Consider the following 26,194-nt stretch of genomic DNA (forward strand, 5'->3'; position numbering starts at 1 on the left):
GATGCCGTTACGGACCCTTGAGACCTGGCCCCACGGCGCAATCATGCTGGACGCAGAGCACACGCGTTTTGCCTTGTGGGCGCCGGATGCGTTTTACGTCAGTGTCGAACTGGAAAATGGACAATCCTTGCCGCTGTTGCCTCAGGTTGACGGCTGGTTCGTGATCAAGACCCGCTGCCCCGCGGGCACCCGCTACCGTTACAACATCGATGGCGAGCTGGAGGTGCCGGACCCGGCCTCTCGCGCGCAGGCCGGCGATATTGGCAGCCACAGCGTGGTGGTCGATCCGCTGGCTTATCGCTGGCAACACAATACCTGGCAGGGCCGGCCATGGAACGAGGCGATCATCTACGAGCTGCACGTCGGTGTGCTCGGTGGTTTCAGTGCGGTCGAGCAACACTTGTCGCGCCTCGTCGAATTGGGCATCACCGCCATCGAGCTGATGCCGCTGGCGCAATTCCCCGGTGATCGCAATTGGGGCTACGACGGCGTCTTGCCCTACGCGCCACAGGCGTCCTATGGCTCGCCGGAACAACTCAAGCACCTGATCGACACCGCCCATGGCCTTGGCCTGGCGGTGATTCTCGACGTGGTCTACAACCACTTCGGCCCGGATGGCAATTACCTGCACCGCTACGCCAAGGCCTTTTTCCGCGAAGACAAACACACGCCGTGGGGTGCGGCCATCGACTTCCGGCAGCGCGAGGTGCGGGATTTCTTCATCGACAATGCGTTGATGTGGTTGCTGGAGTACCGCTTCGACGGCTTGCGCCTGGATGCGGTGCACGCCATTGAAAGCCCGGATTTCCTTGAAGAGTTGGCGCAGCGCGTTCGCCAGCAAACCGAACCCTCGCGCCATGTGTGGCTGATGGTGGAAAACGAGCACAATGAGGCGAGCCTGCTGGAAAAAGGCTTCGACGCGCAGTGGAACGATGACGGCCACAACGCCCTGCATGTGTTGCTGACCGGTGAAACCGACGCCTACTACGCCGATTATGCCGAGCAGCCGACCGAACAACTGGCCCGCTGCCTGAGCCAGGGCTTTGTGTTTCAGGGTCACCTCAATCGCCACGGCACGCCGCGAGGTGAGCCCAGTGGTCACTTGCCGCCGACCGCCTTCGTGCTGTTTCTGCAAAACCATGACCAGATCGGCAACCGTGCGTTAGGTGAACGGTTGCATCAACTGACTCATCCCGATGCGCTCTACGCGGCCACCGTACTGCTGCTGTTGTCGCCGATGATCCCGCTGATGTTCATGGGGGACGAATTCGCCGCGCAGGCGCCGTTTCTGTTTTTCACCAGCCACCACGGTGAACTCGCAGAACTGGTGCGCGAAGGTCGACGCAATGAGTTTGCGGCATTCAGCGCCTTTGCCGATCCGCACAAACGTGAACAGATTCCGGACCCGAATGCGCCCCGGACCTTCGACGTGTCGCGACCGAAGCTGGGGGCCAGCGCACTGCCGTCCATTCACGACCTCTATCGCCGCCTGTTACAGCTGCGCCATCAGCACCTCATCCCTCGCCTGCCCGGTGCCCAGGCATTGGGCGCCGACGTGCTCGGCCACGGGGCGGTGAGCGCTCGCTGGCGACTGGGCGATGGCAGTGAGCTGCGCATTGACCTGAACCTCAGCGACACGCCAGTGGTCCACACCCCACAGGCCGACACGATCTTGCTGTTCGAACACCCGCCCCACTCGGCCGGCCTGTTGCACGAGGGCAAACTTGCCCCGTATTGCGCGCTAGTCAGTCTCACGGCCGCAGCCCCTTTGCTACCCCCGGATGGAGAGCGCCTATGAGCGATGCGCAACTTGAAATACTGGCCAGCCGCGCTGGCCTGGCCGTCGACTGGATCGACGCCAATGGCCGCCCGCAAAAAGTCGGCCCGTCGGTGCTGCGCGCCGTGCTCACCGGCCTCGGCCACCCGGCCGGCAGTGCCCAGGAAATCGACGCGAGCCTGCTGGAACTGCAAGCCGTCCAGCAGACCCACCGCCTGCCGCCGCTGTTGACGGTCGATGTCGGTGCCGGTCTCGATCTGGCGCGTTACTTCGAGCCCGAAACCCCGTGCGACATCCACCTCGAAGACGGTTCGAAGATCTACCTGAAACTCGATGCAAAAGCAGTGCTGCCGGGGCTGATTCCGGTCGGCTACCAACACGTCAGCATCGACGGACAGTCCTTCACCCTGGCGGTGGCGCCAGAGCGCTGCTACAGCGTCGGCGACGCAGTCGACAATCCGATACCGCGCACCTGGGGCCTGAGCGTGCAGCTGTACTCCCTACGACGGGCCGGCGATGGCGGTTTCGGCGACACCCAGGCGCTGGAAGACCTTGCACGGGTGGCCGGTGAACGCGGCGCCGAGGCGTTGGCGATCAGTCCGTTGCACGCCATGTTCGGCAGCGACACCCAGCGGTACAGCCCCTATTCCCCTTCCAGCCGTTTGTTTCTCAACAGCCTGTATGCCGCGCCCGGTGCGATCCTCGGCGAGCGCGCCATGCGCGCGGCGATTGACGCCACGGGGCTTGCCGCCGAACTGCAAGCGCTTGAAGAACGGCCGCTGATTGACTGGCCCGTAGCCGCACGAGCCAAACACCGCATTCTGCAGGCGTTGTACGAAGGCTTCGTCCACGGTGAACATCCCTTGCACGAAGACTTCAGCAGCTTCCGTCATGCCTCGGGCGAAGCACTGGAAAATCATTGCCGCTTCGAAGCCCTGCAAGAGACCCGCGCCGCCAAAGGCGAGAGCCTCGACTGGCGCGAATGGCCCGAGCAATGGCGCGACCCGCGCAGCGCTGCCTTGGCCGAATTCGCTGAAGAGAACGCCGCACGCATCGGTTTCTTCGCCTTCTGCCAGTGGCTGATCACCCGTTGCCTGGAGCGCGCGCAAACCGCGGCCCGCGGTGCCGGGATGAGCATTGGCCTGATCGCCGACCTCGCGGTGGGCGCTGACGGCGGTGGCAGTCAGGCCTGGAGCCGCCAGGACGAATTGCTCGCCTCGCTGACAGTGGGTGCGCCGCCAGACATCCTCAACCGGACCGGCCAGGGCTGGGGCATCTCTGCGTTTTCGCCAGAAGGTCTGGTGCGCAATGGATTCCGTGCGTTTATCGAAATGCTCCGCGCCAATTTCGCCCACGCCGGCGGTTTGCGGATCGACCACATCATGGGCCTGCAACGCTTGTGGGTGATCCCGAACGGCGCACTGCCCCGCGATGGCGCCTACCTGTACTACCCGGTTGACGACTTGCTGCGTTTGCTCACGCTCGAGTCCCACCGTCATCAAGCGATTGTGCTGGGCGAAGACCTTGGCACCGTGCCGGATGGCCTGCGGGAAAAACTCATTGCACGTTCGATCCTCGGCATGCGCGTGCTGTTGTTTGAACAGGACAACGCCCACTTCAAACCGATCCTCGACTGGCCGGACAACGCACTGGCGACCACCAGCACCCATGACTTGCCGACGCTCAATGGCTGGTGGCACGGCCGTGACATCGACTGGAACGCCCGGCTCGGCCTGACCGACGCCAGCAGTGAAATCGAGTGGCGCCAACACCGCGAACGCGAACGCGAAGGCCTGCGCCGCGTGTTGAGTCAGGACCCACAGAACTTTCGCGAAGAGTCCCACGAAACCGATCAGGTGCTCGACGCCAGTGTCCGTTTCCTCGGGCATACCCGCGCGCCGTTGGTGTTGCTGCCGCTTGAAGATGCCTTGGGCATTGAACAGCAGGCCAACTTGCCCGGCACCATCGACGCCCATCCCAACTGGTCACGACGCCTGCCCGGCGACAGCGAAGCCCTGCTCGATGACCCGGACGCGGCCCGACGCCTCGAATTGCTCGCCTGCGCGCGGCTTCAGGCGGGCGAGCGTGACCAATGACCGCGTCGAATATCCAACCGCTGCGGGCGACCTTGCGGCTGCAGTTTCATAAAGGCTTCACCCTCGATCAAGCAGTGCCGCTGGTGCCGTACTTCGCCCGACTGGGCATCAGCCACGTCTACGCTTCGCCGCTGCTGGCCGCGCGCGCCGGCTCGATGCATGGCTACGACGTGGTAGACCCGACCACCGTCAACCCCGAACTGGGTGGCGAACCCGCACTGCGACGTCTGGTCAGTGCCCTGCGCGAACAGCGGATGGGGCTGATCCTCGACATCGTCTCCAACCACATGGCCGTCGGTGGCGCGGATAATCCGTGGTGGCTCGACTTGCTGGAATGGGGGCGCCTGAGTCCGTTCGGCGAGTTTTTCGACATCCAATGGCACTCACCAGACCCCTTGATGGAAGGTCAGCTGTTGCTGCCGTTCCTCGGCAGCGACTACGGCATCGCCTTGCAGGACGGCACCCTGCCCTTGCGCTTCGATGCGCAGGACGGCAGCTTTTATGTGCAGCATTACGACCACCGTTTCCCGATCTGCCCGATGAACTACGGCGAGTTGCTGCCCACCGAGGTCGAACCGCTGAAGTCACTGGCGGAACGCTTCACCACCCTGAGTTACCAGACCGACGCACACAGCCTGGCGGTGCCACTGAAAGCCGAATTGCGCGAACTGGCCAGCGCTCCTTCGCTGCTCAAGTCCATCGAACAGCACCTCGGCGCTTACGACTCGCTCACACCCGACGGTTTCCAACGCCTGCACAACGTGCTCGAACGCCAGAGCTATCGTCTGGCCAGTTGGCGCACCGCAGCAGATGACATCAACTGGCGTCGTTTTTTCGATGTCAACGAACTGGGCGGCCTGCGCGTCGAACGCCCCGCCGTGTTCGAAGCCACCCACGCAAAAATCTTCGAACTGGTGGCTGAGGGGCTGGTGGACGGTCTGCGCATCGACCATATCGACGGCCTCGCCGATCCCCGTGGCTACTGCCGCAAATTGCGCCGCCGGGTCGATCGCCTGTCACCGGGGCGGCACTTGCCAATCTACGTCGAGAAGATCCTCGGCGAAGGCGAAACCTTGCACCGCGACTGGTCAGTGGACGGCACCACCGGTTACGAGTTCATGAACCAGTTGTCGCTGCTGCAACACGATCCGCAAGGCGCACACACCCTCGGCGAACTCTGGCAGCGCTACAGCGAACGGCCGGCCGACTTCCAGCAGGAAGCGCAACTGGCGCGGCAGCAGATCCTCAATGGCTCGCTGGCCGGTGATTTCGAAAGTGTCGCTCAGGCCTTGCTGCAGGTGGCCCGGGACGACCTGATGACCCGCGACCTGACCCTCGGTGCGATCCGCCGGGCGTTACAGGAATTGATCGTGCACTTCCCGGTGTACCGCACCTACATCAGCCCCCGTGGCCGCTCCGCTGAAGACGATGTGTTTTTCCAGCAGGCCATGGACGGTGCACGCCACACCCTCAGCGAAGCCGATTGGCCAGTGCTCGATTGCCTGGCCGGTTGGCTCGGCGGCGAACCGTGGCGCAAACGTCCGGTGGGTCGCCAGCGCAAGATGCTCAAGCATGCCTGCGTACGCTTTCAGCAACTGACATCGCCGGCTGCCGCCAAGGCGGTAGAAGACACCGCGTTCTATCGCTCGGCGGTATTGCTGTCACGCAATGACGTGGGGTTCAGCACCGAACAGTTCAGCGCCCCGGTGTCGGACTTTCATGGGGCCTGCGCCAATCGCCTGGCCGAATTCCCGGACAACCTGCTGGCCACCGCCACCCACGACCACAAACGCGGCGAAGACACCCGCGCACGCCTGGCGGTGTTGAGCGAACGCAGCGCCTGGTACGCCGAGCAAGTCCCGCTCTGGCGCACGCTCGCCCGACCGCTGCGCGACGACGACCACATGCCGTCTACGGGCGATGAGTTGATCCTGTATCAGGCGATCCTCGGCAGTTGGCCGCTGACCCTGCACATTGACGATCAACCAGCGCTGGCGGATTACGCCAAACGCCTCTGGCAGTGGCAACAAAAAGCCCTGCGCGAAGCCAAACTGCAAAGCAGCTGGAGCGCGCCGAACGAACCGTATGAACAGTCGATGCAGGGGTTTATCGAGCGACTGTTTCTGGCGCCTGAAGGTGAGCTGTTACGTGCCGCCCTCGGCAAAGCCGTTCAGGCCATTGCGCCTTCCGGCGCCATCAACGGCTTGGCGCAAACCTTGCTGCGAATGACCGTGCCGGGGGTGCCGGACCTCTATCAGGGCAACGACTTCTGGGACTTCAGCCTGGTCGATCCGGACAACCGCCGGCCGGTGGATTACGCCAGTCGTGAACGAGCCCTTCAAGCGACACCGGAGGGGCCCGAACTGTTGTCGAGCTGGCGTGACGGGCGCATCAAGCAGACGCTGATCGCCGAGGTGCTGCACCTGCGCGCCGAGCATGCCGAACTGTTTTCCCGAGGGCGCTATCAGGCCCTTGAAGTGATCGGCAGTCAGGCCCATCGGGTGCTGGCATTTACCCGCGTGCTGGAGGGAAAACGCGCCATCGTGATCGTCCCGATACGCTGCGCCGAACTGCTGAAAAACAGTGCCCAACCACAGATTGATGCGCCGCTGTGGGGCGATACACGGGTCAAATTGCCGTTCGCCTCCTCCGATGAAAATCTGAAGGGACTTTTTTCCAGCGTCGCAGTCACAAAAAACAGGGAGCTGAACATCAGCGCCGCGCTGGGGGTTGTCCCGGTCAATCTCTTTATCCAACTCTTTACCCAAGCTTGAGTTCAGTTCAGGAGCATTGCGATGAGTACCGACGATAAACGCGTTCGCGAATTTGCCTATCAGATCTGGGAATCGGAAGGAAAACCCGAGGGTCAGGAAGCCCGCCACTGGGAGATGGCGCGCAAGCTGGCCGAAGCGGAAGCCCTGGCACCGAAAAAAACACCGAAGGCCAGTGGCAGTAAAACCGCTGCCAAGCCTGCGGCAGCCAAAGGCAATGGCGCACTGGACGGTAAAGCCAGCGTCGCCAAACCGAAGGCCAAGGCCAAACCCGCAGCGGCGTCGAAAGTGATCCCGCCGGGTGAAAAAGCCGTCGAGAAGAAGCCTCGCGTGGCGAAAAAACCACCGATAACCTGACGCGCCAACCGAATTGTCCTGATCGCAAACGTGGCGAGTTCGCTCGCCACTGAGGGCGCGCTCGCCCTCGAAAAACACCCGATTCTTTCTTGCAGGAGCACGTATGACCACGCCAAAAAAATCCGCGCCAGAACCTCACGCCGAGGCTTCGCGAATCCGTGAAGGCTTGCCCTTCCCGCTGGGCGCAACCTGGGATGGTCTGGGGGTCAACTTTGCCTTGTTTTCCGCCAACGCCACCCGCGTCGAATTGTGCATCTTCGACGACGCCGGCGAAGTGGAGCTTGAACGGATCGAACTGCCCGAATACACCGACGAGATCTACCACGGCTACTTGCCGGACGCCCATCCGGGGCTGATTTACGGTTATCGCGTCTACGGCCCTTACGACCCGGCCAATGGTCATCGTTTCAACCCCAACAAATTGCTGATCGACCCTTACGCCAAGCAACTGGTCGGTCAGTTGAAATGGTCCGAAGCGCTGTTCGGCTACACCATCGGCCACCCCGACGCCGACCTCAGTTTCGATGAACGCGACAGCGCGCCCTTCGTGCCCAAATGCAAAGTCATCGACCCGGCGCACACCTGGGGCCACGACCATCGCGTCAGCGTGCCGTGGGACAAAACCATCATTTACGAAACCCACGTGCGCGGCATCAGCATGCGTCACCCTTCCGTCCCCGAGAACGTGCGTGGCACCTTTGCCGGGTTGATGGTCGATGACGTGCTGGAACATATCCGCAAACTCGGGGTGTCGTCGGTTGAGTTGCTGCCGATCCATGCGTTCGTCAATGACCAGCACTTGCTGCACAAAGGCATGACCAATTATTGGGGTTACAACAGCATCGCCTTCTTTGCCCCGGACCCGCGCTATCTGGCCAGCGGCAAGATAGCCGAGTTCAAGGAGATGGTTGCGCACCTGCACGAAGCCAACCTGGAAGTGATTCTCGACGTGGTCTACAACCACACCGCCGAGGGCAATGAACAAGGGCCGACCCTGTCCATGCGCGGCATCGACAACGCCTCATACTACCGCTTGATGCCCGACGACAAACGCTTCTACATCAACGATTCCGGGACCGGTAACACCCTGGACCTGAGCCATCCGTGCGTCTTGCAAATGGTCACTGACTCCTTGCGCTACTGGGCGACGGAAATGCACGTCGACGGTTTCCGCTTCGACCTGGCGACCATTCTCGGGCGCTACCACGACGGTTTCGATGAACGTCACAGCTTCCTCGTGGCCTGTCGTCAGGACCCGGTGCTGCGCCAGGTGAAGATGATTGCCGAACCGTGGGATTGCGGCCCCGGCGGCTATCAGGTCGGCAACTTCCCGCCGGGCTGGGTGGAATGGAACGACAAGTTCCGCGACACCGTGCGCGCGTTCTGGAAAGGTGATGACGGCCAACTCGCCGATTTCGCCAGCCGCATGACCGCCTCGGGCGAGATGTTCAACCAGCGCGGCCGCCGGCCTTATGCCTCGTTGAATTTCATCACCGCCCACGACGGCTTCACCCTCAACGACCTGGTGTCGTACAACGACAAGCACAACGAAGCCAACGACGAGAACAATCAGGACGGCAGCAACAACAACCTGTCCTGGAACCATGGTGTCGAAGGCCCGACCGACGATCCCGAGATCAACGAGTTGCGCCAACGGCAAATGCGCAACTTCTTTGCCACGCTGTTGCTGTCCCAGGGTACGCCGATGCTGGTGGCCGGCGACGAATTCGCCCGTACTCAGGAAGGCAACAACAACGCCTACTGCCAAGACAGCGAGATCGGCTGGGTCAACTGGGACTTCAGCGAGGACGGCAAGGCGCTGCTCAAATTCGTCAAACGTCTGATCAAGTTGCGCCTGGCCTACCCGATCCTGCGTCGCGGGCGCTTCCTGGTGGGCAATTACAACGAGGACATCGGGGTCAAGGACATCACCTGGCTCGCGCCGGACGGCAGTGAAATGTCCCAGGAACAATGGGGCGAGGCCCACGGCCGTTGTCTGGGGATCTTGCTTGATGGCCGCGCTCAGGAAACCGGCATCCGCCGCAAAGGTGCTGACGCGACCCTGTTGCTGGTGGTCAATGCGCACCACGATATCGTCAACTTCACCTTGCCGGAAGTGCCGGACGGCGGGTTCTGGACCTGCATGATCGACACCAATCAACCGTCGATTCGCGGGCAGGAACGCTTTGAAATCGGCCACGAATATTCAGTGACCGGGCGTTCGCTGCTGCTGTTCGAATTGCAGCATGAGGAAGAAGAGTGAAATGGACCTTCAGGCGTTTCTCGCTCGCCAACCCGCGGATTACGCTGACACTCAGGCGTTAGGTCGTTGCCTGCGGGCGCTGGTGGAAGCTGGACTGGATCAGCTTCCGCTGCCGGGCAGTGGTCGGACGCTGCAGCGCTTTCAGCGTTTGGCCGAGGTAGGCGGGCATGATCTGGGGTTGTGCAAACTGTACGAAGGTCACACCGATGCGCTCGCAATCATCGCGCAACGGGGTGGCGAGCCCACACCCGGTAGCACGTGGGGCATGTGGGCCGCTGAACCGCCGAATGCGCGGGTGCGGGTCAGCCCCCAAGGTTTGCTGAACGGGCGCAAAGCCTGGTGCTCGGGCGCGGCGGTGTTGAGCCATGCCTTGCTCACCGCGTGGGATGAAAACGACTGTCAGCAATTGGTCGCGGTGGCACTGGATCAACCCGGCGTCAGCGTGACGGATCAAGGCTGGCAAGCCGTCGGCATGGCCGCCACCGGCAGCGTCGACGTGCTGTTCGACCATGCTGACACGCACCTCATTGGCCAACCCGGTGATTACTTGCAACGGCCCGGTTTCTGGCAGGGCGGGATCGGCATTGCCGCCTGCTGGTACGGCGCCGCACGCAGCCTCGCCGAACGCCTGCGCACGCACTGTGCGCAACGTGAAGAACCCCACGCCCTCGCCCACCTCGGCGCGGTCGACCGTGCTCTTTTCGCCGCCGCGCAGGTGTTGCGCGCCAGCGCCATGAGCATCGACGCTTCGCCGCTGGATAACGCCGAGTTGCTGGCTCGCCGCGCCCGGGCGGTGGTCGAACAGGCCGCCGAACAGGTGATCCTGCACGTCGGCCACGCCCTCGGCGCCGGGCCTTACTGCAAGGACCGGCAATTCGCCCGGCTGATTGCCGACCTGCCGGTGTTCCTGCGACAAAGCCATGCCGAGCGGGACCTTGCCGCACTGGGCAAACACACCATCAACGGAACATGGACGTTATGAAAACCAACCCCATCGTCGGCCAGGGCACGCCCCTGCACCTGTGGCAAACCTCCCTTCAGCTGGCGCAATTACCGGTGATCGACATCCTCAGCCTGGTGCCAGAAGGCGCCCGCGCGGTGATCATCGCTCCGCACCCGGACGATGAAGTGCTGGGCTGCGGTGGTTTCCTGCAAGTGCTTGCGGCGGCGGGTCGGGCGTTGCAACTGATTTCGGTCACCGATGGCAGCGCCAGTCATCCCGGTTCGACACGCTGGCCCGTGGAACGTCTGAGCGCCGTGCGTCCGCAAGAATCGGCTGAAGCGCTGCGCCGTCTCGGTTTGCCGCTGCACCAGCTGAAATGGCTGCGCGGCGGTTTCAGCGATAGCCAGGTCGCCGCGCGCGAAATCGAGTTGAGCGCGTTCATCGAACAGCATCTGCGCCCCAACGACGTGGTGTTCACGACCTGGCGCGAAGACGGCCATTGCGATCATGAAGCCGTGGGGCGAGCCAGTGCCACCGCCGCCAGACGCGTCGGTGCAACCCTGCATGAACTGCCGGTGTGGACCTGGCACTGGGCAACGCCGGAAGACGCGTTTGTACCGTGGCACCGCGCACGAAAAATCCTCCTGACACCGCCGCTGATCGCGCGCAAACGCCATGCGATTCACGCCTTCGCCAGCCAATTGGAAGGTGACCCGCACATCGGCCTGCCGCCCGTACTGGCGCCCTACGTGCTGGACCGCCTGTTGCAGCCGTTCGAGGTGGTGTTCCTATGAGTGTCGACGATCGTTATTTCGACGGCTTGTTTGCCGGTAACGATGATCCGTGGGCGTTTCGTCAGCGCTGGTACGAGCAACGCAAACGCGCCATCACCCTCGCCGCCCTGCCCCGTGCGCATTACCGCGCGATCTTTGAACCCGGCTGCGCCAATGGCGAACTGAGTTTTGAACTGGCCAGCCGTTGCGATCGCCTGCTGTGCTGCGACACCGCCGCCGCAGCCGTTGCGTTGGCGCGCACCCGCCTCGGCCCGTTCGATCACGCCGAAGTGCGCCACGCGCGCTTGCCAGTCGATTGGCCGGAGGAAAAATTCGACCTGATCGTGCTCAGTGAAATCGGTTACTACCTCGATGCCGAGGACTTGAAACGCCTGATCCAACAAGCCGAACAGTCACTCACCGCCGACGGCCAACTGCTGGCCTGCCACTGGCGCCCGCCCATCGACGGCTGCCCGTTGAACGCACGACAAGTGCACGACTTGCTCCACGAACACTTGCCGTTGCCGCGTCTGGTCTTGCATCAGGAAGCGGATTTCCTGCTGGAGCTCTGGAGCCGCGAACCGCGCTCCGTGGCGACACTTGAGGGCCTGCGATGATTGGCATTCTGATCCCCGCGCATAACGAAGAAGACTTGCTCGCCGATTGCCTGCAAGCCGCCCTGTGTGCGTCGCAACATGAGTTGCTGCGCGGTGAAAGCGTCGCGGTGCTGGTGGTGCTCGACAGTTGCACCGATCGATCGGGCGAGATTGTCCAGCGCTACCCGGTCCACAGTCTGAGCATCGAGGCCCGCAACGTCGGCCAGGCACGCGCGGTCGGGGCAAGCTTTCTGCTGGCATTGGGGGTGCGCTGGATTTCCTGCTCAGACGCCGACAGTCGAGTCGCGCAGGATTGGCTGGTGGCGCAGTTGTCCCTGGATGCGGACGCGGTGTGCGGCACGGTCACGGTCGATGCGTGGCACGAGTCATTCGACGAATCGGCACAGATTCGCTACCACCAGCATTACCACGCCCGCGACGGCCATCGGCACATTCACGGCGCCAACCTGGGCATCAGTGCCGATGCCTATCGGCGCGCCGGCGGGTTCGAACCGCTGGCCTGCCATGAAGATGTGCAACTGGTGCGACAACTGGAGCGCTGCGGCGCGAAAATTGCCTGGAGTCATCGCCCGCAAGTGCTCACCAGCGCCCGCCTGGACAGTCGCGCTCGGGGTGGTTTCGGCGACTATTTACACGATCTGGCAAAGATCGACTAAAAAAAACCGGCTTAGGTGGAACCGTTACGCGACGAATAGGATTACTTGAGCAATACTCAGCACGCGACGATCCAGGGTACGGAGAAGTCGCACATTGCTATCAAACAGAACAAGGACGTAGCCCGATGAAATCCGTCTCCATCATCGACAGCAGCCAGCCAGCACAAATCTGGAACAGCGCGCTGCAACTGGACAACATCCCCGTCATCAACACCCAGACCCTGGTCCCCGCCGGCGCTCGCGCCGTGGTGATCGCGCCGCATCCCGGCGATGAAGTGGTCACCTGCGGCGGCCTGTTGCAGTTGCTCTCGACCCTCGGTCATCCCCTTCAATTGATCTCGGTCACCGATGGCAGTGCCACTCAACCGGGCTCACAACAATGGTCGGAAAAGCGCCTAAGCGTGTTTCGCGGTCAGGAAAGCGTCGAGGCCTTGCGCCGGCTCGGCTTGCCGATGCACAGCCTGAAATGGATTCGGGGGGGCTTCACTGATTTCGTCCTGGCGGAATACGAGACGCAACTGACCCGTTTCATCGCCCGCTACCTGCGTCCCGGCGACGTGGTGTTCAGCACCTGGCGCGAAGACGGCACGCCCGACCACGACGCCGTCGGCCGTGCCAGCGCCGCTGCGGCGAGCATGGTCGGTGCGACATTCCATGAAATACCGGTGTGGGCCTGGCACTGGCCGGCTCGTGACCAGGGGCTGATGCCCTGGCATCGGGCCCGCAAAGTCCGCCTCGACACCTGGACGGTCGCGCGCAAAAGCCACGCCACCCATGCCTACGCCAGCCAGCTCGACGGCGAACCGGCCTTGGGCATCGCACCGCTGCTGCCCCGGGTGATCCTGGACCGCATGCGCTTGCCCTATGAAATCGTCTTCGTCTGACACACCGCAAAACCCAAAATCGCGGTAATGCGAGGATCCCGCTGAACTGCACGGCACTGCATCAGTCGCATGCATAAGCAGCCAAATTTCAGAGGAGCCATCGTGACCAGCGATTCCGAGCAGCGGGCCACCCTCAAGCCGTCCCCGGCGATTCATCGCCTGAGGGTGCTGACGGTCAATACGCACAAGGGCTTCACCGCCTTCAACCGGCGTTTCATCCTCCCGGAGCTGCGCGAGGCGGTGCGCAGTACGTCGGCAGATCTTGTGTTCCTGCAAGAAGTGGTCGGCGAACACGATCGGCACTCTTCGCGTTATTACAACTGGCCGCAGACCTCGCAATACGAATTCCTCGCCGACAGCATGTGGAGCGATTTCGCCTATGGGCGCAATGCCGTCTACCCGGATGGCCACCACGGCAATGCCTTGCTGTCGAAATACCCGATCCGCGAGTTCCGTAACCTTGACGTGTCAATCACCGGTCCCGAACGACGCGGGTTGTTGCATTGTGTGCTGGAGGTGCCTGGGCACGCTGAAGTGCATGCGATTTGCGTACACCTGAGCCTGCTCGAAAGTCATCGTCAGTTGCAGTTGCAGCTCCTCTGCCAACTGCTGGACTCCCTGCCAGACGATGCCCCGGTGATTATTGCCGGCGATTTCAACGACTGGCAGTTGCACGGCAATGCCGCCCTCGCCCGTCGCGACTACCTGCACGAAGCGTTCGAACGCCATAACGGGCGACCGGCCAAAACCTACCCCGCGCGTTTTCCGTTGCTGCGCCTGGACCGGATTTACCTGCGCAATGCCAGTAGCCATGAACCACAAATCCTCGGCAATAAACCCTGGACGCACCTGTCGGATCACCTGCCGCTGGCGGTGGAGGTACACCTCTAGCAATTGAGTAAAAGCTCTGATTAGCGGCTTTCTTGACGTTTTGTCGAACAAACAAGCGCTTAGATCTGCGTCGAAAATCAGTCACTTGCAGCGCCTAAAATACCCATACCATTTATCGGGCATTTTCTTGACGCACCGTCAACGGTCTTCTTAGCTACACCTTACTACCCCCGAAGTACCATCAGGGGGCATCCCCCCCAGACACCCGCCAATCCGGGCGCCCAGCGGCTTGCCCTCACTCCATTCGGCCGCCCCTCATTCGGGGTAGGAGAGACGCCACAGCGAGATACCGCATGCGATTGCAAGGTAGACCCCCATGAAGACTTCATTCACCCAACAAGAGATAAAAGTCACTTTTTGCACTGTCTCGAGCTCTATCCTGCTGTGCTCGACCCTCGAGGCCCAGGCGGCACCCGCGGAGGAAGAAACCCTTCCATGGTATCGCCAGGATGTTCCCGTCCTCACCTTGCCAACCACGCATTTCACCTCGCTGTACCCCGGTCACTTCGGCGCCGCGTCCGATAGTCGAAGTTCACACCTGACCATCGAAGACGAAGCGCCTTCGACCTGGGACCAGGTCTACGGCAAGCCGTCGCGGCAGGCGCAAACCGATTTTCTGTCACAGGGCTCTTCGATCACGGGCAGCACTGAATTCAAAGGGCCGGCGATCCTCACCTTGCAGAGTGGTAGCGGTCATACCCAGCAGGTCGGACTGGTCGGCGGCACCACCCGATTACAAGGCAATAGCAACGGCTTGCTGACCAGTCCAGCCCTGGCCGACCCCAACAACGATACCCTCAACCTTCAAGGCCAGAGTCTCGGTGCTTACTGGAGCCTGACCGGCCCTCAAGGCTGGCACGTGGATTTGACCGCCAGCGGTGGCCGGGTCAACGGCTTCAGCCGAAATGACCAGGGCGCGCGGCAAGCCACCGAAGGCAGTGCGATGACGTTGTCGGTGGAAGGCGGTTTCCCGATTGGCCTGAGTGAGAACTGGGTCGTCGAACCCCAGGCTCAGTTGATCAATCAACGCATCACACTGGATACGCCGTATGCCGGCTCAGGGAACGCGTCATCCAGCGACCTGACGTCCTGGAGCGGCCGGGTCGGTGCGCGATTGAAAGGGAGTTACGACATCAATGGCCTGGGCGTCGAACCCTACGTGCGGACCAACTTGTGGCACACCGTGTACACCGGCAATACCGTGACCCTCGATCAGGTCGACAAGATCAGCAGCAGCCGCAATTCATCCACGGTTGAGGTGGGGCTGGGATTGGTGGCCAAGGTCACGCCAGCGGTGAGTTTCTACGTCAGTGCGGATTACAGCAGTGATGTGGATGACAATGATTTGAATGGGTTGATCGGGAGTCTGGGGGTGCGGATGCGGTGGTGAGCGCCAGACATCAAAAGAGGCTTTGTCAGGGCTGACGCCTTCGCGAGCAAGCCTCGCCCCCACAGTTGGAATGCGTACCCCTGTGGGAGCGTGGCTTGCCCGCGATGGGAGCGACTCGGTCTCAGATCAGCCCTCAGGCCGCAAGATCAATACCGCCAGCGGCGGCAGATTCAATACCAGCGACAGTGCCTGCCCATGGCTCGGTTCCTCCTCCGTAAACGCCCCGCCACTGTTGCCATAATTGGAACCGGCATACATCGCCGCATCGCTGTTGATCAATTCGGTCCAGCGCCCGGCAAACGGTACGCCGACGCGATAGCCCTCACGCGGCACCGGCGTAAAGTTGGCCACGACCAGCACCGGCCGCCCCTCCTTGCTCCAGCGCAACCACGCGTAGACGCTGTTGATCGCATCGTCTCCGATCAGCCACTGGAAGCCTTGCGGGGCATCGTCCTGCTCATGCAGCGCCGGCTCTTCGCGGTACAGCCGATTGAGGTCGCCGACCAGCTTCTGCACCCCTTTGTGCTCGGGGTATTGCAGCAGGTACCAGTCGAGTTGCTGATCGTGGTTCCACTCGCGCCATTGGCCAAATTCGCAGCCCATGAACAACAGCTTCTTGCCCGGGTGCGTCCACATGAAGCTCAAGTAGGCGCGCAAATTGGCAAACTTCTGCCAGCGGTCGCCGGGCATCTTGTCGATCAGCGAGTGCTTGCCGTGGACCACTTCATCGTGGGAAATCGGCAGGATGAAACGCTCGGACCAGGCGTACACCAGGCCAAAACTCAATTCGTTGTGATGATGGGCGCGGTACACCGGGTCCTGCTGGATGTAATGCAGCGAATCGTGCATCCAGCCCATGTTCCATTTGTAGGCAAAGCCCAGACCGCCCTGTTGCGTGCTTTGGCTGACACCCGGCCATGCGGTGGACTCTTCGGCGATGACCAGCGCACCCGGCGCCTCGAGCGCCACCACGTCGTTGAGGTGACGCAAGAAGTCGATGGCTTCGAGGTTTTCACGACCGCCGTGGCGGTTCGGCACCCATTCTCCAGCCTTGCGCGAGTAATCGCGATAGAGCATCGACGCCACCGCATCGACACGCAGCCCATCGACGTGGAAATGCTTGAGCCAGTGCAACCCTGAAGCCAACATGTAACCGTGCACTTCGGTGCGGCCGAGGTTGTAGATCAGCGTGTCCCAGTCCTGATGAAAACCTTCCTGCGGGTTGCCGTATTCATACAACGCCGTGCCGTCGAATTGCGCCAGGCCGTGGGTGTCGGTCGGAAAATGCGCCGGCACCCAATCGAGAATCACGCCGATTTCCGCCTGGTGGCAGGCGTTGACGAACGCGGCAAAGTCATCCGGCGAACCGTAACGGGCGCTGGGGGCGAATTGCGACAGCAGTTGATAACCCCACGAGCCGCCAAACGGGTGCTCCATGATCGGCATCAGTTCGATGTGAGTGAAGCCCAAGTCCTTCACATACGGAATCAGCCGCTCACCCAACTCGTGCCAGGTGTACTGGCGGGCGACCTCGCCCAGATCGTCCAGCTCACATTGCCAGGAACCGGCATGCAGTTCGTAGATCGACAGCGGCGCCGTAGGTCGCTGACGTTCGCCACGCGACGCCATCCACGCCTGATCCTGCCAGTCGATGTTCAGCGGCGAAGCGACTTTCGAGGCCGTGTCTGGCGGCAAGGTAGTGGCCAACGCCATCGGGTCAGCCTTGAGCGGCAATATGCCGTGGCTGCCGAGGATTTCGTATTTGTACGCCTCACCGGCTCGCAGACGCGGGATGAACAGCTCCCAGACCCCGGTCGGATGGCGCAGACGCATGGGATGGCGACGACCGTCCCAGTTGTTGAAATCACCGACCACCGACACGCGCTTGGCGTTGGGCGCCCACACGGCGAAACGCACGCCGTCGACGCCGTCGACCGTCTTCAACTGCGCGCCGAGGCAACTGCTCAGGTCGCGGTGATTGCCTTCGGCAAACAGGTACAAATCCATCTCGCCGAGCAGCGGGCCAAAGCTGTAAGGGTCTTCGCTGACTTGTTCGCCACCGGCCCAACGGGTGCGCAACAGGTACGCCTGGGCGCGGTCGAAATGCCCGACAAACAGCCCCGGTGTCTGGGTGGCTTCAAGGTGGCCGAGCTCTTCCCCGGAGTCCCTGGCCAACACTTGCACGCTCAAGGCGTCCGGCAGATAGGCACGAATGAATTGCCCACCGGCGCCATCGCCATGGGGGCCGAGAATTGCAAAGGGGTCGTGATGCTCGGCGCGCACCAGCGCGTCGATGTCCCGCGATCTGGGCAGTAACGCCTCTTTAGCGTGACCCTGTTCCTTGTTCGAGAAACTCATGACTACTCTCCACCAAGATCGGAAAAGGGTTTAAGCCCACTTAATAATCCATACAAACCGTGCAACGGCACCGGCAGCCAAGTGGGTCGATTTTCGGCCTCATACGCCACTTCATAGGCCGCCTTCTCCAGACCGAACAACGCCAGCGCGGCGTCCTCGCCTTCCGGATCTTGCCACGCATGAGCAAGACTAGCTGCCGCCAGCCGATAAGCGTCGACAAATGCCTGTTTTGCTTCAATCAGGTAACGCTCGGCGACCCGATGGCGCGCCCCCTGAGCCTCAGCCGTGTTGTCGACGTTGTGCACATTGATCGTCATCGCGGCGGCGTAATCGAATGAACGCAACACGCCGCTGACGTCTTTGTACGGGCTGTGCTTGCCCCGTCGTTCACGCAGCGGCCGCGCCGGCTCACCCTCGAAATCGATCAGGTAGGCATCGCCCTTGATCACCAACACCTGGCCCAGGTGCAAGTCGCCGTGGACGCGGATGCGCAAGCCACCGACGGCTTTCCTGCCCAGTTCCTGAACGTGGCTGAGGATGGCTTTTTTCTCGTCCAGTAAACGACTGACCAAGGCTTGGTCCGCCGGGTTCAGTTGATTTTGATGCTGTTTGAGCAACTTGAGCGCGTGCTCCAGCTGCGCCGCCACGTCCTTGGCCGAGGCCAGTGCCTCTTTCGCCGTCGTCACCTGCGGCGCGAAGTCCTTGTCTTGGGTCGGCGCTGCCAGCACCTGGTGCATTTCCCCCAGGCGCTGGCCGAGCATGCCGGCAAAATCCCTCAGCTCACCGAGGGCGTTGTAGTGCTGTTCCTGCTCGGAGATCGCATCAGCCAACTCGTCACGCAGCGCGCGTTCAAGGTTGTTCTGGGTCCATTCCCAGGCATCACCCTGATTGCTCAAATAACCCTGGGCGATCATCAACAAGGTGTCTTCGCCGTGTTCGTCACGGCGCACCACCGAGCCCAGCAGTGGCGAGATGTTCTGGAACCCGGCGTTGGTCAGGTAGGCGCTCATTTCCAGTTCCGGGTGCACGCCCGAGGCGAGTTTGCGGATCAGTTTGAGCACCAGGCTGTTGCCGATCACCACCGAACTGTTGGATTGCTCGGCCGACAGATAGCGAACAGGCGACTCTTGCGTCAGTCCGAGTTTCGCCAGCTCCACGGTCGGCTCGAAGCGGATGTCACCCGCGCTCGACGGCAACACCGTCTCGTTCTGCATACCAGCCAGCACGGCATGGATAAAGGGTTCGAGGCTGAAGGCATCAGTAATCAAACCCACCTGACGGCCCCGACGCACCCGCGACAACGCCAGCTGCTGAGGCAGTGCGGCGCCGACCTGATCTTCGGGAATAAAGCCGAATGGCAACTGGTAGCGGTGGGTCTGGCCGGCGCTGGTGACTTCGATTTCGCTCAACAGCACCGGGTGCAGCGGATCGCCGAAGCGTACGCCATAGGCCAGGTTGACCTGTTCGATGGCCGCGTCCTTGCCGGCAAACCAGCGGCGGTTCTGTAGCCAATTCGGCAGAATGCCTTGTTCCAGCGTGCCGCGAGACGGCGTTTCGAGCAGTTCTTCCATGCGTTTCTTCAACACCAGCGTGGTGAAGTCCGGCAGGCTTTGTGCCGGTTCCACGTGCCAGCTCGGCATCTGGTTTTCCGCCGCGAGCCCGAACCAATAGAAGCCGTATGGCGCCAGGGTCAGGAGGAAATTCAACTGTCCAATCGGAGGGAACGCATTACCACCGAGCATCTCCACCGGCACCATGCCGACGTACGCCGACAGGTCGAGTTCCGCCGCCTGGGCACTGCGCGAGACGTTGGCTACACAGAGGATGATTTCGTGCTTGCCATCCTCGCCAGTGAATTCACGGGTGTAGGCCAGAATCCGGCGGTTGCTCGGCGAAAGCATTTTCAGCGTACCGCGCCCGAACGCCTTGGACTGTTTGCGCACCGCGAGCATGCGTCGGGTCCAGTTGAGCAGCGAATGCGGATCGCCAGCCTGGGTTTCGACGTTGACCGACAGGTAGCCGTATTGCGGGTCCATGATCGGTGGCAACACCAGGCTCGCCGGGTCGGCGCGGGAGAACCCGCCGTTGCGGTCAATCGACCACTGCATCGGCGTGCGCACGCCATCGCGGTCGCCGAGGTAGATGTTGTCGCCCATGCCGATTTCATCGCCGTAATACAGGGTTGGCGTGCCGGGCATCGACAGTAGCAGGCTATTGAGCAGCTCAACGCGACGGCGATCTCGCTCCACCAGCGGCGCCAGTCGACGGCGAATCCCCAGGTTGATCCGCGCCCGACGGTCGGCCGCGTAGTAATTCCACAGGTAATCGCGCTCCTTGTCGGTGACCATTTCCAGGGTCAGCTCATCGTGGTTGCGCAGGAAAATCGCCCACTGACAATTGGCCGGGATCTCCGGGGTCTGGCGCAGGATGTCGGTGATCGGGAAGCGATCTTCCTGGGCCAACGCCATGTACATGCGCGGCATCAACGGGAAGTGAAAGGCCATGTGGCATTCGTCGCCATTCAAGCCCTGGGCGTCGGTTTCACCGAAATACAGTTGCGTGTCTTCCGGCCATTGATTGGCTTCGGCCAGCAGCATGCGGTCCGGGTAATTGGCGTCGATCTCGGCGCGGATCTGTTTCAGGACGTCGTGGGTCTCGGGGAGGTTTTCGTTGTTAGTGCCGTCCCGTTCGATCAGGTACGGAATGGCGTCCAGCCGCAGGCCGTCGATGCCCATGTCGAGCCAGTAGCGCATCACCGAGAGCACGGCTTTCATGACCTGCGGGTTATCGAAATTCAGGTCCGGCTGGTGGGAGTAGAAACGGTGCCAGAAGTATTGGCCGGCCACCGGGTCCCAGGTCCAGTTGGATTTCTCGGTGTCGAGAAAGATGATCCGGGTGCCGTCGTACTTGTGGTCATCATCGGACCAGACGTAAAAGTCCCGCGCCGTCGAGCCGGGTTTGGCCTTGCGCGCACGCTGGAACCAGGCGTGCTGGTCCGAGGTGTGGTTGATGACCAGTTCGGTAATCACACGCAGGCCGCGTTCATGGGCTTCAGAGATGAAGCGCTTGGCATCGGCCATCGTGCCGTAGTCGGCGTGGACACCTCGGTACTCGGCGATGTCGTAGCCATCATCGCGGCGTGGCGAGGGGTAGAACGGCAATAGCCAGATGGTGTTGACGCCGAGGTCGGCAATGTAGTCGAGTTTGGCGATCAGGCCGGGAAAGTCGCCGATCCCGTCATTGTTGGAGTCGAAAAATGATTTGACGTGAACCTGGTAGATCACCGCGTCCTTGTACCAGAGCGGGTCCTTGATGAAGGTGGCTGCCTTGGGTTTCTTCGCCATTTGAAACTCCTGTTGAAATCGAAAAAGCCGCTGAGCCCAAACACAATGATTACCTGCGGGAGCGAGCCTGCTCGCGAAGAGGCCGGTACATCCGATCCATCTTTGGCGATTGGATCACCGCTTTCGCGAGCAGGCTCGCTCCCACAGGTTCTGCGTTCTAGACGGTTATTCGCCATATGCCGAACGGCTGATACGCCGGGTCGATACGCATGAACTGGTACTTGCCATACCAGGTCCAGCGATGCCCGTTCATCAAGTCTTCGCCCTGGGTGATGGCGTCGTCAGGCAAACCCATTTCCCACAGCGGCAATTCGAAATTCGCTTCCTGGACGTTATGCGGATCGAGACTGACCGCCACCAGAATGAAGTTGCTGCCGTCCGCGCTGCGCTTGCCGAAATACAGAATGTTGTCGTTCCACGCGTTGTAGACCTTCAGGCCCAGGTGCGTATGCAATGCCGGGTTCTGCCGGCGGATGCGGTTGAGCTGCGCGATCTCGGCAATGATGTTGCCCGGCGCATTGAAGTCCCTTGGGCGAATTTCGTACTTCTCGGAGTCCAGGTATTCCTCTTTGCCCGGGATCGGCGCCGATTCACACAGTTCAAAACCCGAGTACATGCCCCACAGGCCAGAGCCCATGGTCGCCAGCGCCGCACGGATCAGAAAACCGGCACGCCCGGACTCGTGCAAAAAGAACGGGTTGATGTCCGGCGTGTTGACGAAGAAATTCGGCCGGTAGCATTCGCGCCACGGCGATTCATTGAGCTCGGTGAAATACGTCGCGAGCTCATGCTTGGTGTTGCGCCAGGTGAAATAGGTGTAGCTCTGCGAGTAACCGACCTTGCCCAGCCGCGCCATCATCGCCGGGGTGGTAAAGGCTTCCGCGAGAAAAATCACTTCGGGGTACAACGCGCGTACATCGGCGATCAGCCATTGCCAGAACGGCAGCGGCTTGGTGTGCGGGTTGTCGACGCGAAAGATCTTAACGCCCTCCTCGACCCAGCCGACCACGATGTCGCGCAATTCGACCCACAGACTGGGAATCGCCTCGGCCGCATAGAAATCGACGTTGACGATGTCCTGGTATTTCTTCGGCGGGTTTTCGGCGTATTTGATCGTGCCGTCCGGCCGCCAGTTGAACCAGCCCGGGTGCTGCTGCAGCCAGGGGTGGTCCTGTGAGCACTGAATGGCAAAATCGAGGGCGATTTCCAGTCCGTAGTCCGCCGCCGTGGCGACCAGTCGGCGGAAGTCTTCGCGGGTCCCCAGTTCTGAATGAATCGCCTCGTGCCCGCCCTCTTCGCCACCAATCGCATAGGGGCTGCCGGGGTCGTCGGGGCCGGCGGTCAGGGAATTGTTCGGGCCTTTGCGATAACTGCGGCCGATCGGGTGGATCGGCGGAAAGTACAGGACGTCGAAGCCCATGTCCTGAATCATCGGCAACCGCGAGTGCACATCATTGAAGGTGCCATGACGGGCCGGATCGTCGGTGATCGAGCGCGGAAACAACTCATACCAACTGGCGAACTGCGCCAGTTCCCGTTCGACATCCAGCGGGAACTCGGGGCTGAGGCTGAGATAAGCACGATGGTCGGCCTGGGCCATCAGGTCGGCGCTACGCTGGTGCAGAAACAGCGCCACCTGCTCGTTTTCGAGCAGGCCGGACAATTCGTGGTGCAGCGCCGCCAGTTGTTCGCTCAACTCGCCGTCGCTACGTTCGGCCGCCAGGTGGACCTGCGTGCGCCCTTCCTGCAACTCGAGACTGACCGGGACTCGCGCCGCGTGCTTCTTCCCAAGCTCATAACAGAAGCTGGCGAACTGATCGATCCAGGCTTCGATGCAAAAGAGGTAGCGCCCCTCACGCACGACACGGAACTGGCCTTGCCAGCCGTTATTGCCCAGCTCCGCCATGACTGCGCTTTGCCAGACCTCGTCGCCTTCGGCACGCCAGCGCACCCGCACGGCCAGTTTGTCGTGACCGTCGGCAAACACTTTGCTGGTCACCACCACGTCCTGACCGATCACGGCCTTGACGGCGAACTGTCCGCCATCGAGGGTCGGGTGGGTGTTTTCAATCGCGATTCGCGGTAGCAGCAACGCCTGCGACAGCGGCATGTGAGGGTTGTAGTTCAGCTCTGTCGGTTTTTCAGCAGTCATCGAGCATCTCTCCTTTACGCCCCATGGACGCTCTTGTACCGGATGGTCCCTGAATAGATTCACTTAGGTTGGGAGCCACCGGCTTCACTAAAAGTTCAGAGGGATTTGCCTCGGCATTTAAGGGGAATCAAATCCCGCGTCGGGAGGTCAATCCACTTAAGCACGACTTACGCCATGTGCCACTGGAGGCTTGAACAATGAGTATTCCAATCCCTGCCGAAACACCTGATCCGAACATCGACAGCCCGGTGATTCCGCCGACCGAGCCGCAACCCGTGCCCGAGCAAGACCCGCCCGGCACTCAACCGCCACCTCGGGAAGAACCACCGAGCACCCTGCCGCCGGTGATTGTGAAGCCCTGATCATGACAATTTACGGGGTGCGGTCCTTGTCGATCAGGCGCACGATCCTCGGCATCACGCTAAAAATGGCCAATGCCAAAAACGTACTGAACACCGCCGTCGCCTCGCGCCCCAGCCCGGCCGACACACCGATGGCGGCGGTCATCCACAACCCGGCGGCGGTGGTCAGGCCTTTGACATGACCTTCATCACCTTCGTTGTTTTTCAGGATAGTCCCGGCGCCGAGAAAGCCGATCCCGGCGATGACGCCCTGCACCACACGGCTCATGGCGTCGGCCTGAGCGCCGGACATCTGCGGCACCAGCACAAACAGCGCCGCCCCCAGCGCTACCAGCATGTGGGTGCGCACCCCGGCGGCCTTGCCTTTGTGCTCGCGCTCGAAACCGAGAATTCCACCCAGCACCGCCGCTATCAGCAGGCGCACAGTAATACGCGTCAATTGGGACGCGTCACCGATGTCGGCGAACTCCCCTTGCAGCGTCACCCAAACTTCATGCCACCAGGCGTTCATGCTGTGGTCCTTGTGCGGGTTGTTTGAGGATGGACCGCGCCGACCATTAATCAGTTGCACCGAACGATGGCCGGCGAATGCGCCCTAACGTTTAAGTACCCGCAGAAAAAAGGAAAACACCATGACCGTGCGCATCGAAAACAAGACCTGCTTCTTTACCACCGAAAACGGCGAGGAAATTCGTTTGGGTCCCGACGTCACCATCATCACTGACTCGGAAAAATCCATGTCAGCGGTGGACCTCAACGACCAGCGTATTTACATCACCGAAGCAGAAGCCGATGCATTGACCGTAGCAGGCGCGGTGGACGGTCGCCGGCATTTGAAGGCCACGGACAGTGATTCGGTGATTTGACTGACACCGATCAACAACCCCGGCGCAGGCTTGGGATAGAGGTCTGCGTCCTGTCAGGGCAGGTGCTTCAAGTTGTCGCACAGGGCGGATCAGCGCTCATCTGATCCGCTTTTTATTGCAATACCTGAGTCTGTTATGCAAACAGATCGACGCTCATAGTGCACTGGCCTGATGGAGGCTGATGAGCGACAGACCATGAGCGATAGAATCCCCGTCCGATTAGTTGAAAGCCCCCCTGCGGTCCAGACGTTTGAGCCTACGAGACCGAAGATAAAGGCCAAGTCCAGCGACAACCTGATCCACACCCGTAGCTTCACCGGCCTGTTCCGCACCTTGCGATTGAGCGGTGCAGGCTGTCTGTTTCTGCTGTTTTTCGGCACGGTGTGGTTGAACTGGGGTGACCGCCAAGCGGTGCTCTGGGACCTTTCCGAGAGCAAATTTCACATCTTCGGCGCGACCTTCTGGCCGCAGGATTTCATTCTGCTGTCGGCGCTGTTGATCATCGCCGCGTTCGGCCTGTTTGCGATCACCGTGTTCGCCGGTCGGGTCTGGTGCGGCTACACCTGCCCGCAGAGTTCCTGGACCTGGATCTTCATGTGGTGCGAGAAAATCACCGAAGGCGAGCGCAACCAGCGCATCAAGCTGCAAGCCGCGCCATGGGGCCTGAACAAACTGCTGCGGCGTTCCGCCAAGCACACACTGTGGCTGGCGATCAGCCTGCTCACCGGCCTGACCTTCGTCGGCTATTTCACCCCGATCCGGCCGTTGGCCGAAGAGCTGCTGACCTGGCAAATGGGCGGCGTCAGTCTGTTCTGGGTGCTGTTCTTTACCGGCGCCACGTACATCAACGCCGGCTGGCTGCGCGAAGCGGTGTGCATGCACATGTGCCCGTATGCGCGGTTCCAGAGTGTGATGTTCGACAAGGACACCCTGACCATTTCCTATGACGCGGCCCGTGGCGAAAACCGTGGTGCGCGCAAACGTGAAGTGAAACCGGCCGAGGTCGGGCTGGGCGATTGCATCGACTGTCAGTTGTGCGTGCAGGTCTGCCCGACCGGCATCGACATCCGTGATGGCTTGCAGATGGAGTGCATCGGTTGTGCCGCGTGTATCGACGCCTGTGATTCGATCATGGACAAAATGGGCTATGCCCGTGGGCTGATCAGCTACACCTCCGAGCATGAATTGCAGGGAGGCAAGACCCACCTGCTGCGGCCACGGCTGATCGGTTACACGGCGGTGCTGTTGGTGATGATCGGCGCCCTCGCTTTTGCCTTGGTGGAACGGCCGATGGTGTCGCTGGACGTAAGCAAAGACCGTGGGTTGTTCCGTGAAAACAGTCAGGGGCAGATCGAAAACATCTACAGCCTCAAGGTCATCAATAAAACCCAGCTGCGTCAGGACTATCATTTGAGTCTGGTCGATGGCGACGGCTTCCAGCTGCAAGGCAAGACGCAACTGAGCCTGGCGCCGGGCGAGATTGTCGATGTGCCGGTGTCGGTGGCGATGACCACAGAACGGCCGAGCAGCAGTTCGCAGACGATCATATTCAAGATTGAAGACAGCGATGAGCCGGATGTTTATAGCGAAGCCAAGAGCCGGTTTGTTGCGCCGATGAACCGTTGATCCCTTAGACTGCGGTGCCCTGTGGCGAGGGGGCAATCCTCCTCGCCACAACGGTGCACCACATGAAT

Annotated in this window: 19 protein-coding genes; 15 read left to right on the forward strand and 4 right to left on the reverse strand. The window is 61.4% G+C overall.

Annotation, left to right across the window (positions count from 1 at the left end):
• The first annotated feature begins 1 nt into the window (after window position 1).
• From treZ to AB4N43_RS03500, 12 genes are all read left to right on the forward strand, one after another.
• Window positions 2-1,798: a malto-oligosyltrehalose trehalohydrolase gene (gene treZ / locus AB4N43_RS03445; protein WP_027923474.1), complete on the forward strand. Its 1,797-nt coding sequence runs from the start codon at window positions 2-4 to the stop codon at window positions 1,796-1,798.
• Entirely contained in the window at window positions 1,795-3,873 is a 2,079-nt protein-coding gene (gene malQ / locus AB4N43_RS03450; RefSeq protein WP_460153177.1) for a 4-alpha-glucanotransferase, read from the forward strand. Before treZ ends, malQ begins: the two co-directional genes overlap by 4 nt.
• Window positions 3,870-6,647 carry a malto-oligosyltrehalose synthase gene (locus tag AB4N43_RS03455; RefSeq protein ID WP_460153179.1) on the forward strand — a complete coding sequence of 926 codons (2,778 nt, stop codon included), beginning with the start codon at window positions 3,870-3,872 and terminating at the stop codon, window positions 6,645-6,647. The genes malQ and AB4N43_RS03455 overlap by 4 nt, the downstream gene beginning before the upstream one ends.
• Window positions 6,648-6,668: 21 nt before the next feature.
• Complete coding sequence (locus AB4N43_RS03460; protein WP_194939987.1) at window positions 6,669-7,001, forward strand: DUF2934 domain-containing protein; 333 nt, start codon at window positions 6,669-6,671, stop codon at window positions 6,999-7,001.
• A gap of 103 nt (window positions 7,002-7,104) precedes the next feature.
• Window positions 7,105-9,264: a glycogen debranching protein GlgX gene (glgX, locus tag AB4N43_RS03465; RefSeq protein WP_027923470.1), complete on the forward strand. Its 2,160-nt coding sequence runs from the start codon at window positions 7,105-7,107 to the stop codon at window positions 9,262-9,264.
• Between the two features lies 1 nt (window position 9,265).
• Complete coding sequence (locus AB4N43_RS03470; RefSeq protein WP_460154198.1) at window positions 9,266-10,246, forward strand: acyl-CoA dehydrogenase family protein; 981 nt, start codon at window positions 9,266-9,268, stop codon at window positions 10,244-10,246.
• Window positions 10,243-11,001, forward strand: a complete 759-nt coding sequence (locus tag AB4N43_RS03475) for a PIG-L deacetylase family protein (protein WP_027923468.1) — start codon at window positions 10,243-10,245, stop codon at window positions 10,999-11,001. Before AB4N43_RS03470 ends, AB4N43_RS03475 begins: the two co-directional genes overlap by 4 nt.
• Window positions 10,998-11,597, forward strand: coding sequence for an SAM-dependent methyltransferase (locus AB4N43_RS03480; RefSeq protein WP_027923467.1), 600 nt, complete (start codon window positions 10,998-11,000; stop codon window positions 11,595-11,597). Before AB4N43_RS03475 ends, AB4N43_RS03480 begins: the two co-directional genes overlap by 4 nt.
• On the forward strand, window positions 11,594-12,253 hold the full coding sequence (locus AB4N43_RS03485) for a glycosyltransferase family 2 protein (RefSeq protein ID WP_027923466.1): 660 nt from the start codon (window positions 11,594-11,596) through the stop codon (window positions 12,251-12,253). The genes AB4N43_RS03480 and AB4N43_RS03485 overlap by 4 nt, the downstream gene beginning before the upstream one ends.
• 125 nt (window positions 12,254-12,378) lie before the next feature.
• Window positions 12,379-13,137 carry a PIG-L deacetylase family protein gene (locus AB4N43_RS03490; protein WP_059180926.1) on the forward strand — a complete coding sequence of 253 codons (759 nt, stop codon included), beginning with the start codon at window positions 12,379-12,381 and terminating at the stop codon, window positions 13,135-13,137.
• A gap of 102 nt (window positions 13,138-13,239) precedes the next feature.
• A complete protein-coding gene (locus tag AB4N43_RS03495; RefSeq protein ID WP_460153182.1) occupies window positions 13,240-14,028 on the forward strand; it encodes an endonuclease/exonuclease/phosphatase family protein in 789 nt (262 codons plus the stop codon).
• 316 nt (window positions 14,029-14,344) lie between these two features.
• Window positions 14,345-15,418, forward strand: a complete 1,074-nt coding sequence (locus tag AB4N43_RS03500) for an autotransporter domain-containing protein (RefSeq protein ID WP_027923463.1) — start codon at window positions 14,345-14,347, stop codon at window positions 15,416-15,418.
• 126 nt (window positions 15,419-15,544) lie between these two features.
• Here AB4N43_RS03500 and glgB read toward each other — a convergent pair whose 3' ends face one another.
• From glgB to AB4N43_RS03515, 3 genes are all read right to left on the reverse strand, one after another.
• Window positions 15,545-17,776: a 1,4-alpha-glucan branching protein GlgB gene (glgB, locus tag AB4N43_RS03505; protein WP_027923462.1), complete on the reverse strand. Its 2,232-nt coding sequence runs from the start codon at window positions 17,774-17,776 to the stop codon at window positions 15,545-15,547.
• Between the two features lie 2 nt (window positions 17,777-17,778).
• A complete protein-coding gene (treS, locus tag AB4N43_RS03510; protein WP_460153185.1) occupies window positions 17,779-21,120 on the reverse strand; it encodes a maltose alpha-D-glucosyltransferase in 3,342 nt (1,113 codons plus the stop codon).
• Window positions 21,121-21,277: 157 nt separating this feature from the next.
• Window positions 21,278-23,272 (reverse strand): alpha-1,4-glucan--maltose-1-phosphate maltosyltransferase, encoded by a 1,995-nt coding sequence (locus AB4N43_RS03515; protein ID WP_027923460.1) that lies wholly within the window; start codon window positions 23,270-23,272, stop codon window positions 21,278-21,280.
• Between the two features lie 197 nt (window positions 23,273-23,469).
• Between AB4N43_RS03515 and AB4N43_RS03520 the strand changes: the two genes are divergently transcribed.
• On the forward strand, window positions 23,470-23,634 hold the full coding sequence (locus AB4N43_RS03520) for a hypothetical protein (RefSeq protein ID WP_172825905.1): 165 nt from the start codon (window positions 23,470-23,472) through the stop codon (window positions 23,632-23,634).
• Window positions 23,635-23,644: 10 nt separating this feature from the next.
• Here AB4N43_RS03520 and AB4N43_RS03525 read toward each other — a convergent pair whose 3' ends face one another.
• Window positions 23,645-24,145 (reverse strand): MgtC/SapB family protein, encoded by a 501-nt coding sequence (locus AB4N43_RS03525; RefSeq protein WP_027923459.1) that lies wholly within the window; start codon window positions 24,143-24,145, stop codon window positions 23,645-23,647.
• Between the two features lie 121 nt (window positions 24,146-24,266).
• Here AB4N43_RS03525 and AB4N43_RS03530 point away from each other — a divergent pair, with 121 nt between their 5' ends.
• Both AB4N43_RS03530 and ccoG read left to right on the forward strand, forming a co-directional pair.
• Entirely contained in the window at window positions 24,267-24,500 is a 234-nt protein-coding gene (locus AB4N43_RS03530; protein ID WP_027923458.1) for a DUF3203 family protein, read from the forward strand.
• Window positions 24,501-24,695: 195 nt separating this feature from the next.
• Entirely contained in the window at window positions 24,696-26,126 is a 1,431-nt protein-coding gene (gene ccoG, locus AB4N43_RS03535) for a cytochrome c oxidase accessory protein CcoG (protein WP_460153188.1), read from the forward strand.
• The last annotated feature ends 68 nt before the right edge of the window (window positions 26,127-26,194 follow it).

This window comes from Pseudomonas sp. S2_B07 (assembly GCF_054668435.1).